Annotated in this window: 12 protein-coding genes; all 12 read left to right on the forward strand. The window is 62.0% G+C overall.

Features of this window, described 5'->3' with window-relative positions:
* The 12 genes from CDA09_RS21920 (at nt 1) to CDA09_RS21975 (ending at nt 11,201) form a co-directional block, all read left to right on the forward strand.
* A complete protein-coding gene (locus CDA09_RS21920) occupies nt 1–183 on the forward strand; it encodes a benzylsuccinate synthase gamma subunit family protein (protein ID WP_083447108.1) in 183 nt (60 codons plus the stop codon).
* Between the two features lie 23 nt (nt 184–206).
* Nucleotides 207–2,801 (forward strand): glycyl radical protein, encoded by a 2,595-nt coding sequence (locus CDA09_RS21925; RefSeq protein ID WP_121430506.1) that lies wholly within the window; start codon nt 207–209, stop codon nt 2,799–2,801.
* 76 nt (nt 2,802–2,877) lie between these two features.
* The gene (locus CDA09_RS21930; RefSeq protein WP_050417935.1) at nt 2,878–3,108 is read left to right on the forward strand and encodes a benzylsuccinate synthase beta subunit family protein; all 231 of its coding nucleotides are present in this window, start codon (nt 2,878–2,880) and stop codon (nt 3,106–3,108) included.
* 47 nt (nt 3,109–3,155) lie between these two features.
* Entirely contained in the window at nt 3,156–4,016 is an 861-nt protein-coding gene (locus CDA09_RS21935; RefSeq protein WP_050417936.1) for an AAA family ATPase, read from the forward strand.
* Nucleotides 4,017–4,024: 8 nt separating this feature from the next.
* Nucleotides 4,025–5,767, forward strand: coding sequence for a vWA domain-containing protein (locus CDA09_RS21940; RefSeq protein ID WP_286164286.1), 1,743 nt, complete (start codon nt 4,025–4,027; stop codon nt 5,765–5,767).
* Entirely contained in the window at nt 5,764–6,336 is a 573-nt protein-coding gene (locus CDA09_RS21945) for a DUF4125 family protein (RefSeq protein ID WP_050417937.1), read from the forward strand. Before CDA09_RS21940 ends, CDA09_RS21945 begins: the two co-directional genes overlap by 4 nt.
* Nucleotides 6,333–6,614 (forward strand): MoaD/ThiS family protein, encoded by a 282-nt coding sequence (locus CDA09_RS21950; protein WP_050417938.1) that lies wholly within the window; start codon nt 6,333–6,335, stop codon nt 6,612–6,614. The genes CDA09_RS21945 and CDA09_RS21950 overlap by 4 nt, the downstream gene beginning before the upstream one ends.
* A 13-nt stretch (nt 6,615–6,627) precedes the next feature.
* Nucleotides 6,628–7,152: a hypothetical protein gene (locus CDA09_RS21955; RefSeq protein WP_050417939.1), complete on the forward strand. Its 525-nt coding sequence runs from the start codon at nt 6,628–6,630 to the stop codon at nt 7,150–7,152.
* A 23-nt stretch (nt 7,153–7,175) separates the two neighbouring features.
* Nucleotides 7,176–7,760, forward strand: a complete 585-nt coding sequence (locus CDA09_RS21960; protein WP_050418515.1) for a YgiT-type zinc finger protein — start codon at nt 7,176–7,178, stop codon at nt 7,758–7,760.
* Nucleotides 7,757–8,680, forward strand: coding sequence for a DUF4037 domain-containing protein (locus tag CDA09_RS21965; protein WP_050417940.1), 924 nt, complete (start codon nt 7,757–7,759; stop codon nt 8,678–8,680). Before CDA09_RS21960 ends, CDA09_RS21965 begins: the two co-directional genes overlap by 4 nt.
* Nucleotides 8,681–8,703: 23 nt before the next feature.
* Nucleotides 8,704–9,648, forward strand: a complete 945-nt coding sequence (locus tag CDA09_RS21970; protein WP_050417941.1) for an SDR family oxidoreductase — start codon at nt 8,704–8,706, stop codon at nt 9,646–9,648.
* Nucleotides 9,645–11,201 carry an amidohydrolase gene (locus CDA09_RS21975; protein WP_050417942.1) on the forward strand — a complete coding sequence of 519 codons (1,557 nt, stop codon included), beginning with the start codon at nt 9,645–9,647 and terminating at the stop codon, nt 11,199–11,201. Before CDA09_RS21970 ends, CDA09_RS21975 begins: the two co-directional genes overlap by 4 nt.
* The last annotated feature ends 23 nt before the right edge of the window (nt 11,202–11,224 follow it).

Raw genomic sequence — 11,224 nt, forward strand, 5'->3', positions numbered from 1 at the left:
ATGGAAACCACCACATGTAAGCAGTGCGCAAACTTCTTTCCTCTTCCCAAGGATGCCGATGATTACGAAGCCGGCAAGGCAGATTGCGTGCGCGAAAAGGAAGATGACAAAGGCAAATACTGGCTCTCCAAACCTATATTCGAGAACAGCACGCGATGTGAAGCCTTTCACGCGAAACGATAAAACCAAAGTTCGAGGAGACTGCCATGAATGACATCGCAAGCGCCAAGGTACTGGAATACAAGGGAAAAACGCTCAATTTCACACCTGAAGATCCGGCCGAAGCAAAGATTCCATCCGACGAGTTGCACGAGCATCTGCAAAAGCCGTCGACCGCAAGAACCAAACGGCTGAAGGAGCGTTGCCGCTGGAAACACGCATCCGCAGGCGAGTTCATCGAAAAGAGCGTCACGGCCGGCATCGAGCGCATGCGCTATCTGACCGAAGCACACAAGGCTAGCGAGGGTCAGCCGGAAGTCATCCGCCGCGCGCTCGGCTTGGCGAATGTTCTGAACAAGTCAACCCTGGTGCTTCAAGAGGACGAATTCATCGTCGGCTACCACGCCGAAGATCCGAACATGTTCCCGCTGTATCCCGAATTGTCCCACATGGCGGTTCAGGACTACCTGAGGAGCGACTACTCGCCTCAACCGGCCGACGAGGCTGCCGCGATCAATGATTACTGGAAGCCGCACAGCCTGCAAAGCAAGTGCCAGCCCTACTTCGACCCGGCCGACCTCGGCCGTATGTACCAGGTCAGCAGCATGGAGGCCCCCCCCTTCGCGTCCGGTTACAACAGTATCGTACCGCCCTACGAAACCGTCCTTGAGGACGGCCTGCTGGCGCGCATCAAGCTCGCCGAGAAACATATCGCCGAAGCCCAGGCCGACATGTCCACCTTCCCGTGGAACGGCACCAAGGGCCTAGACAACATCGCCAAGATCGACCACTGGAAGGCGATGGTCATCGCCTGCAAGGCGGTCATCAGCTGGGCGCGCCGTCAAGGCCGTCTGTGCCGGATCGTCGCCGAGAATTTTGAAACCGATCCGAAGCGTCAGGCCGAGCTGCTCGAAGTTGCTGACATCTGCCATCGCGTTCCCGCCGAGCCCTGCAAGGGCCTCAAAGACGCGATGCAGGCGAAGTTCTTCACCTTCCTGATCTGCCACGCCATCGAGCGCTACGCGAGCGGCTACGCGCAGAAGGAAGACACCCTGCTGTGGCCGTACTACAAGGCCTCCGTCATCGACAAAAAGTTCCAGCCGATGGACCACATGGGCGCGGTGGAACTCGTCGAGATGGAACGTTTGAAGATTTCCGAGCACGGTGCCGGCAAGTCGCGCGCCTATCGCGAAATCTTCCCGGGCTCGAACGACCTGTTCATCCTCACCGTCGGCGGCACGAACGCCAAGGGCGAGGACGCATGCAACGACATGACCGACGCCATCCTGGAAGCGGCCAAGCGGATCCGCACTGCTGAGCCCTCCATCGTCTTCCGCTACAGCAAAAAGAGTCGCGAAAAGACGCTGCGATGGGTTTTCGAGTGCATCCGCGACGGTCTAGGCTATCCGTCGATCAAGCACGACGAGATCGGCACGGCGCAGATGAAGGAATATGCCAAATTCAGCCTCAACGGCAACGGCGCCACCGACGAGGAAGCCCACAACTGGGTCACCGTGCTGTGCATGTCGCCCGGCCTTCACGGTCGCCGCAAGACACAAAAGACCCGATCGGAAGGCGGCAGTTCGGTCCTCCCGGCCAAGGTGCTGGAAATCACGCTCAACGACGGCTACGATTGGTCGTACGCGGACATGCAGTTAGGCCCGAAGACGGGTGAACTCTCCTCGTTGAAGACCTTCGAGGACATCTGGGAGGCCTTCCGCAAGCAGTATCAATACGCGATCAACCTTGGCATCAGCACCAAGGACGTGTCGCGCTACTTCGAGCAGCGCTACCTGCAGTTACCTTTCGTGTCGGCAATCGACGACGGCTGCATGGAATTCGGCATGGACGCTTGCGCCCTGTCCGAACAACCCAACGCCTGGCACAACGAGGTCACGACGGTCGTCGCGGCGAACTCCCTCGTGGCGATCAAGAAGCTGGTGTTCGAGGAGAAGAAGTACACCCTGGAACAACTCAGCCAGGCACTGAAGGCGAACTGGGAAGGCTTCGAGGAAATGCGCGTCGACTTCAAGCGCGCGCCAAAGTGGGGCAACGACGACGAATACGCCGACAGCATCGTCTCCCGATTCTACGAGGAAGTCATCGGCGGCGAATTGCGCAAGATCACCAACTACTCTGGTGGCCCGGTCCTGCCGACCGGTCAGGCTGTCGGCATGTACATGGAAGTGGGTTCGCGCATGGGCCCGACGCCCGACGGCCGCTTCGGCGGCGAAGCGGCTGACGACGGTGGCATTTCTCCCTACATGGGCACCGACAAGAAAGGCCCGACAGCGGTGTTGCGCTCGGTGTCCAAGGTGCAGAAGAACCAGAAGGCCAATCTGCTGAACCAGCGCTTGTCGGTACCCATCATGCGCTCCAAGCACGGTTTCGAGATCTGGAACGCGTACATGAAGACCTGGCACGAACTGAACATCGATCATGTTCAGTTCAACGTCGTCAGCACCGACGAAATGCGCGCGGCGCAGCGCGAACCAGAGAAGCACAATGATCTCATCGTTCGCGTGTCCGGCTACAGCGCCCGGTTCGTCGACCTTCCAACCTATGGGCAGAACACCATCATTGCCCGTCAGGAACAGGACTTCAGCGCGTCCGATCTCGAATTCCTAAACGTCGAAATCTGAAAAAAGCAGCCAAACGGAGGGGCAGCGTTCTGCGCCCCTCCACCCATAGTCAAACCAAATATATTGGAGCCATAACATGGAAGCGGAAAAGAGCTTGCAAAACCAGCCGTATACCGAAGTCGGCACAGCGAAGCCCTGCCGGATCTGCAAGTGGCAAACCCCTGACCCCACCGATCCGCACCGTGGGCAGTGCACCGCCAACCGCCACGCCATGGGCGGAGTCTGGAAACGCTGGCTTAGGGACGTCGAGAACACGACCTGCTCCAGGCATGAGGAAGGCAAACTGAGCTTCCGCGACCACGTCTGAACACCGGACAGAAGTGGCTTACCTCCCGACCGCGTTGACGATAGATCATGAAAACCTCTCCTAGCACAAATGGCTTGTTCATCCCGGAAGTGGACCCCTACTACTATGTAAGTACGGAAAACCAGAGCTTTCTCGATAAATTCGCCAAGATATCCAAAAAGCACCCCGTCAACGTCTTGGTGGTCGGCAAACAGGGCTGCGGCAAGTCCTCTCTGGTGCGGCAATACGCCGCCGTCAACAGGCTGCCGCTGGCGACCTTTCAGATCGGCATCCTGTCCGAGCCGGGACAATTGTTTGGTGAATACGCGCTGGAGAACGGGGAAACGCGCTACAAGCAGTTCCTCTTCCCTCAGGCCATCCAGACGCCCAACTGCGTCATCCATCTTGAGGAGATCAATCGCCCCGAACACCCGAAGGCGTTGAACATGCTGTTCTCCATCCTCTCCGATGATCGACAGGTATGGATGGACGAACTGGGCCTGCTGCAAGTGGCGCCCGGGGTCGTTTTCTTCGCGACGCTGAACGAGGGCGCCGAATTCGTCGGCACGGAGCTACTCGACCCGGCCCTGCGCGACCGCTTCTATGTCACGACCATGGATTTTCTGCCGAACGAAGTCGAAATGGAGGTGCTGGAAAAGAAGACCGGCGTAACAAACGAGCAGGCCAGGGAAATCATCACGGTGGCGAACAGCATTCGCGCCAATGCCGACCTCGGCGTCGACGTTTCCACACGCAAGATTCTGATGCTCGGCGAGATGATCGCCGCCGGAGGTACGCTGCGCGAGGCCATCGTGACGAGTCTCCAAACCGACAAGAAGACGCTCGAGTCGGTTTTGCTGTCGCTGCACGTCAATCTGGGGAAGGTGGAAAAGAGCAAGACCGAATACGTTCAGTACATTGCCGCCTAAGGTTTTCCATGGCCAAGAACAAGGACACCACACTTCGGCTGATGAACAGCGCGGGAGACGTCAAGCGCTTCGTCATCCCAGGTGAGGAAGGCTATTCGGACTTCTGGCGTCGCGACAAATCCCCGATCGAGTCCGTCGAGTTGGTGAAGCTATTGGTCGCGATTCGCAAACTGTCGACCTTCATCGGACGCAACGTCGGCGAAATCGTCTGGTCGGGAATGGAACTCGACAATGCGCTCGCCCTCGATCCAACCCCGATCATGGGCACGTATCCGGTTCCGGCGGGAAAAACCGATCTGATGGTCGGCATCATGGTGCAAGAGGCGTACAAGCGTGTCGAGTGGTCAGAGCGTCTGCGCGAGATGCTCAGGCTGCGCGTCCAGCCCCCGACGCAGTACGAATACAAGTTCGACATGTTCTTCACCCTTTGCGAGTCCGTCTACGTCGACGGCCTGGCCAACAAGAGCGTGCTCGGTTACTACGCCGAGGTGGCGCGTGACTGGCGTATCGTCAAGACGCTGAAGAGCCTGATCAAGCCGCCCACCCTCTCCGAGATGTTGCACCTGTGGTGGCGCTTGGCGGCCCATCGCGACCCGGAACTCTACAAGCAGGGTCACAGCGATCTCACCCTGGGTGGCCTGGTGATGCGGGGTAGCCTGGACCAGTATTACAGCAAGCCGATGCAGACCATGAACAGCATCGTGCCCGCCCTGCGCCACGACTGCCCGGCGCTCTCGAGCGTCAGCGATCGGCGCGATTTCCGCCTTGATCTCTATGAAAAACTCTGGTGCGAAGTGCTCAAAAACATCCGCTTCTGGCCCGGGGATCGCAGCGATCGTTTCATGATCCCCGACATGGGCGATGATGAACTGGCCCAGGAAGAGGCGGAGCAAGCAGCAGTCAAGGCCACCATCGTCAATTACGCCAACCTGATCGAGGCGGCGCTGCCGCAGAAGAACCGCGATTTCACCGATCAGATCAAGGGCAACGTCGCAAACTTCGAGAACGTCGCGCGTGTCGAGGGCAACGACATCGTGATGCTCGCGCGCAACCGCGTCGATCGCCACCTGCTGCACAAGCTGGAGCAAGTCGTGCGGAACGCCACCGACCGCCGAAACGTCTTCAACCGCGGCCTCAGTTCGGGGAAGATTCATAGTCGGCGGCTTTACCGCGCCCACACCACCGGCGCAGTGTTCCAACAAAAGAATCATGAGTTCGACATGCGCAAGAATGTCGTACTGCTGGTGGACGCGACGGGGTCGATGGCCGACCCGACGCAATGGGACCAGGCGGAAATGATCTACCAGACGCTGTTCACCGCGATTCTGGAATACACTAGCAACGCGCGACTATTCGCCTACAACGATGTCAAGAACGCGTGCCGCATCACCGAGATCTATCGTGGTGGCCGCATGCTGACGGTGCTGCCGCACGGAAGGACTGCTTCCGGCGAAGCCATCATCGCCACGGCATTGAATACCCGCACGCCGGGGAAAAAAACGCTGCTGATCCACATCACCGACGGCGCCTCGAATTGGGGGTGTGGCGTGGCGGATGCCATCAAGTATTGCAAGGGCAACGGTATCAGCCTGCTCACGCTCGGCATCAGTTGCAGTCTGTCCGCAAAGCAATCGCTACGGGACGAATACGGCACTCTCGTGAAGTTCGTCGACAAGACCGAACAATTGCCGAAGTTGTTTGGCGAGTTGATCATCAGTGAAATGCGTGAATCGAGGACGCCACAGAAGTGAACTCGTCCTTGCTCGACCACGTGCTGGAAGCCGAATGGCAGATGTTCGTCCGCGTCAGGAGCGCGCGGCACGCCCCCTGTCAGAGCGCTCCAGACAACTTCAAGACGATCCGCTCCAGTCTGTTCGAGACGTGGACGCAACCGATGCTCGCCTCCTATCTTGCCGATCTGGAACAGGCCGAGGCGGTCGGCCGCAACCTGCTTGCGGAAAAATACGCGCGCATGGACAACCTGATTCCACCACTGTCAAACAGCCCGTTGATCGACATCATCGTCACGATGGAAAGCAATTGGCAGGAAGAGTTGGGACGTCGCTATCCCGCCCTTTATCGGCGATGTTGCCGCAGCATGGATGAAACCGGCGACGGCCGGAACTTCGGAATCTATCTGGGCTGCGAACTGGAAACCTACGGCGATCATACATTGCAGCTGTATTTCGAGAATATCGAGGCAGCCGTCGCCGCCAATCGCAATCTCGCGCTCGAGGCCCTGCGTCGACTGGTATGCAAGAACGGCTATCGCGACCTGGATCACGCCGAGAGCGTATTGAAATACGGAGAGACGGCATGAACATCGACGTCAGGCTGAATCTGCTCGGCGTATTGGGCATCAAACAAAGCGAGCTTGCCATCGATACACCGGCGAATGCCACGGTCGCCACGTTGATCAGCTTGATCGACCAGCACAATCCCGGCTTCGCCGCGGCACTGACGAACGACAGCGGAGGCATCTCGCCCCAGTTCGTATTCTTCATCAATGGCCGAAACGCCGTACATCTGGATGGCATGAACACCAGACTCGACGCAGGCGATGTCGTCAACGTGATTCCGGCCATTGCCGGAGGCTGAAAGGGGGCGTCACATGATCGTCGACCGGCCGGAATCGCATTTCATCTTCGTCGTTCCTCTGGATCACGTCGAGTACCGTTACAACTACATCAACCTGCGCGGCGAACCGCTGACCAACAAGCAATATCTGGAACATTGGGGAAAATGGCTTGTGTTCGGCCTGCGCGAGGAAGTCGAGGAACTGGCAAGGAAGCTGGACCCTTATGTCGAGGAAAAGAAGATTCCCGCGGTCAAATACGACCGCAAGCTGATCACTGAATTCCAGCTCAACCGCTGCGTCATGTGTGTCTATTGCCACGATGAAACCAAGGACGAGGTTTGGGAAATCCTGGCCGCGTTGGGCGTCATGGACAAGGCATGGATGTACGAACGGGAGACGCTGGAGAAATGGCTGCCCGGCGGCGTCAATCTGGAAAAATGGATCCAGGGACGCGGGCTGGATCATGAACAAGCTGAACGCGTACGCGCCGATGCACGTGCGAAGTTCAAGAAAATGTTCGCCGACGAGAATGAAATTTTCACCGGCGTCTATCAGTAGTCGGAACCGTGTTCGGCCAAGCCATGCCCCTTCCCGCCCCCGGCCGCGAAACCGAGTGGATCGCCGCACGCGCCGAAGCCTCGCGCTACGTGCTGTCCGAACACGTGATCCGCTCGCTGATGGCCGGATCCGTCAACGGGGCGCAGATCGAAGCGGCGCTACGCACCGGCCGCATCATCGAGGAGCACAGGCACGTTGAGCGAGTCCCGGCCTACCTGCTGTGCGCCGTCCACGACGGCAAAGCGGTGCACGTGATCGCTGCACCACAGGCCGATGGCGGGCTTGTCGTCACGCACGCCTACGTCCCGGCGCCGCCCTTGTGGCGCACCGCCTTGCATCGCTCCGAGGGGATAGCTGCAATGTCCGATCCGATCACGACCTGCTACTTCTGCGGCGGAGCCATCAAGCAGGTGACTGTCGGCAATTTCGACTACCGCCTGGAAGGACGCCTGTACGTCATCAAGAAGGTGCCCGCCGGACTGTGCCAGCAGTGCGGTGAAAAATACGTCGACGCCAAGGTCGGCCGACGGCTCGACGCACTGATCGCGCAGCAGGCCTTCACCGGCAGCGAGACCGTCGGCGTGATCGACTTCGCGGCTGCGCTGTGAACGGCCTGACCCTCGCCGAGCGGTATTTCGAGCGTTACGGCGGCGACCTGCTCGATGGTGAATTCGCCGCCTGGCGCGAGCGCATCGCGGTCGGACTCGCTGGCGATGGCTCCGACTGCCTCGGGTTCGACGATGAGCAGTCGCGCGACCACGACTGGGGTCCGGGCTTCTGCCTGTGGCTCACCGACGCAGACCACGCCGCGATCGGCGCCGCGCTGCAGCGGGCCTACGAGCGGCTGCCGAAGTCGTTCGCCGGCTTCGGGCGCGCGGTGACCGAATGGGGCAGCGGACGGGTCGGGGTGCTCGAGACCGGCGCTTGGTACAAGCAATACGTCCGCCACCCCGACGGCCCGCAGACGCTTTTCGACTGGCTGCGCATTCCGGAAAAGGATCTGGCAGCCTGCACCGCCGGCCGCGTCTTCCACGACCCGCTCGACGACTTCTCGCGGCGCCGCCGCCGACTACTCTCGTTCTATCCCGACGATGTCAGGCTCGCCAAGATCGGTGCCCGCTGCATGTCGATCGGCCAGTCGGGGCAGTACAACTTCGCCCGCGTGCTCGCACGTGGCGAGGTGTTCGCGGCGCGATACGCGGAGACGAAGTTCTGCAACGATCTGATGTCCCTCGTCTACCTGCTGAACCGCCGCTATGCACCGTATTACAAGTGGCTGCATCGCGGCCTGCTCGCTCTGCCGCGGCTGGGCCGCGTCGTCCATGCGCAGGTCAAGGCCCTGGTGTCTGCGGGCGATGCCGACGAGAAGCGGGCGCACATCGACGCGCTGTGCGCGGCAGCGATCGCCGAACTGCAGGCCGAAGGGCTGACCAGCTCAGACAGCCGCTTTCTCGTCGATCACGGTCCGCTGATCCACGAGCGCATCCACGACCCCGCTTTGCGGCGCCTGAGCGTGCTGGTCGGCTGAGCGAGCGCCAACGGAGACCCTTCATGACGAAACGCGTACTGGTGATCGGCGGCAGTTATTTTTCCGGCCGGGTATTCGTCGAGGAAGCGCTGAAGATGCCCGGCGCCGAGCTGCACGTCTTCAACCGCGGCCATTTCCCGCTGCGCATGGAAGGCGTCACCGAGCATGTCGGCAACCGCGAGCACCCCGAGGAGGTCCGGGATGCGATCCCCGGTGGCGAATGGGACGCGGTTGTCGATTTCTGCGCCTACACGCCCGCTCACGTTGAAACGCTGCTCGGGAATCTGCGCGGTCGGGTTCGCCAGTTTCTGCTGATCAGCACGACGACCGTCTACCGGAACCCAAGCGGCGGGCCGCTCGACGAGAACGCCCCCCTGCTCGACGGTCCGCAGCCGGAACTGGGCGAATACGCCGGTTACGGCTATGAGAAATGCCTCGCCGAAGACGCGGCCCGGCGCGAATGCGAGCGACTGGGGATCGGCCTTACTGTGCTGAGGCCGGCGATCATCTATGGCTATTACAACTACGCACCGCGCGAGACGTATTTTTTTGACCGCCTGCGTAACCGCGAACCCATCGTGATACCCGACCCCACGCGGTCGTCGTTCAATTTCATCTGGGTCGTGGATATGGCGCGCCTCCTGTGGCGCTGCATCGGAGAGCCCGGCGTGGTCGGGGAGACCTTCAATCTCGCCTCGGGCGAGGCGGTGACCTACTCGCGCATCGTCGAGGCGCTCGGCGGGATCGTCGGCAAGCCGGTCGAAACCTTGCCGCTGCCGGTCGGGGAAATCACGCGCCGCAACATTCCGCTGCCCTTCCCGCTCGACGGGCCGCTTCTTTACAGCGGCGCGAAGATCGACCGTCTTTTCGGGTTCGAGCACACGCCCTTCCACGTCGGCCTGCGTGAGGCGCTGAAGTACTACCTGATGACGAAACGACGCGAGGCCGCAGTTGGCGTGGCGCCATGAATGCCGACCTGATCCTTTGCAATCTCGTTGCCTTCACGCCCGGAGCGCCGACTCACGGTGCGGACCTCGTCGCCATCCGCAATGGTCGTATCCTGCACGTGGGAAACCGCTCGGCGCGCGCGTCCCTCACAGGCCCGCACACGCAGGTCGTGGACTGCCAGGGGGCAACCCTGATTCCGGGTTTCAACGACGCGCACTGCCACCCGGTCGCCTTTGCGATGACAACCCGCCATGTCGATTGCGGGCCGCCGCGCGTCGCGAGTATCGCCGATCTCGTCGACGCCCTGCGCGCCCGTGCGGTCGAGACGCGCCCCGGCAACTGGCTGCGCGCGGCGAACTGCGACCCCGCGACTCTTGCCGAGCGACGGCTGCCGAACCGCTGGGAGCTTGACCTCGCGTCGCCCGCCCATCCGGTGATCGTCGTCGAGCGCAGCGGGCAACATTGCGTGCTCAACAGCCGCGCGCTCGCGCTATGCGGCATCGATGAGTCCGCGCGCTCGTCCGACGCCGGCGCAATTCACCGCGACTCCGCGAGCGGCCACGTCAACGGCATCGTATCCGGCAACCACGCCCAGGTCGCCGCCGCGCTGCCGCCGCTCGCGCCCGACGAGGTCGAGGCTGGATTGCGCGCTGCCGACCGCGTCTTCCTCGAATCGGGGATCACCTCCCTGCAGGACACGAGCTGGTCGAACACGCCTGCACATTGGCACGCGATGGCCGACTACAAGCGGCGCGGCCTTGTCACACCGCGCGTATCCTTGTGCGTCGGCGCCGACAGCATCGAAGCGTTCGCCGAGCTGGGGTTGCGCACCGGAAGCCCCCATCGCGACTGCGCGCCGGAAGCGCTGCGCATCGGCGCGGCGAAGATCGCGCTCGACGAGAGCACGGGCGATCCGGATCCGCCGCAGGCGCTGCTCGACGCCACCGCGCTCGCGGCGCACTGTGCCGGGTTCCAGCTCGCATTCCACGTGCCGGACCTCGTGCTGCTCGACCGCTCGCTCAACACGCTCGCATGGTTGGACGAGGCCGGCCTCACACCGTCGCTGCGGCCGCGCTTCGAGCACTGCCCGGCCTGCCCGCGCGAATGGCTGGACCGCGTCGCCGCGAGCGGCGCGATCGTCGTCGCCCAGCCCGCGCTGCTGCCGCTGGCCGCGCCGGCGCTGCATGCCTCTCCGCCCGACCCGGCGCAGCCCCCGCTCTTCCCGTTCCGCTCCTTCCTGCGCCACGGCATCCCGCTCGCGTTCGGCTCCGATGCGCCGCTCGCGTCCTGTGCGCCGCTCGAAGGCCTGAAAGCCGCCGTCACACGGCGCGACGATGCAGGCCGCGCGGTTGCCGCCGAAGAAGCGATTGCGCTCGCCGAGGCGCTGCGTCTCTACACCCGGGGCGGCGCGTGCGCGAGCGGCGATGAGGACGCGACCGGGACGATCGCAGCCGGCCGGCGCGCCGACCTCGTGCTGATCGAAGGCGCAGGCGATTGGGCTGGAGCCGCCGACCTGGCGCGGGCTCGCGTCGCGATGACCCTGATCGGCGGACGGGTGGTGTGGGCGCGCTAGCGCCGCAAGCGCATCCGCTGCGC

This window comes from Azoarcus sp. DN11 (assembly GCF_003628555.1).
Classification (GTDB): Bacteria; Pseudomonadota; Gammaproteobacteria; order Burkholderiales; family Rhodocyclaceae; genus Aromatoleum.

Coding starts and splice junctions, on each gene's coding strand:
- CDA09_RS21920 (WP_083447108.1), top strand. CDS start 1: ATGGAAACCACCACATGTAAGCAGTGCGCAAACTTCTTTCCTCTTCCC.
- CDA09_RS21925 (WP_121430506.1), top strand. CDS start 207: ATGAATGACATCGCAAGCGCCAAGGTACTGGAATACAAGGGAAAAACG.
- CDA09_RS21930 (WP_050417935.1), top strand. CDS start 2,878: ATGGAAGCGGAAAAGAGCTTGCAAAACCAGCCGTATACCGAAGTCGGC.
- CDA09_RS21935 (WP_050417936.1), top strand. CDS start 3,156: ATGAAAACCTCTCCTAGCACAAATGGCTTGTTCATCCCGGAAGTGGAC.
- CDA09_RS21940 (WP_286164286.1), top strand. CDS start 4,025: ATGGCCAAGAACAAGGACACCACACTTCGGCTGATGAACAGCGCGGGA.
- CDA09_RS21950 (WP_050417938.1), top strand. CDS start 6,333: ATGAACATCGACGTCAGGCTGAATCTGCTCGGCGTATTGGGCATCAAA.
- CDA09_RS21955 (WP_050417939.1), top strand. CDS start 6,628: ATGATCGTCGACCGGCCGGAATCGCATTTCATCTTCGTCGTTCCTCTG.
- CDA09_RS21960 (WP_050418515.1), top strand. CDS start 7,176: ATGCCCCTTCCCGCCCCCGGCCGCGAAACCGAGTGGATCGCCGCACGC.
- CDA09_RS21970 (WP_050417941.1), top strand. CDS start 8,704: ATGACGAAACGCGTACTGGTGATCGGCGGCAGTTATTTTTCCGGCCGG.
- CDA09_RS21975 (WP_050417942.1), top strand. CDS start 9,645: ATGAATGCCGACCTGATCCTTTGCAATCTCGTTGCCTTCACGCCCGGA.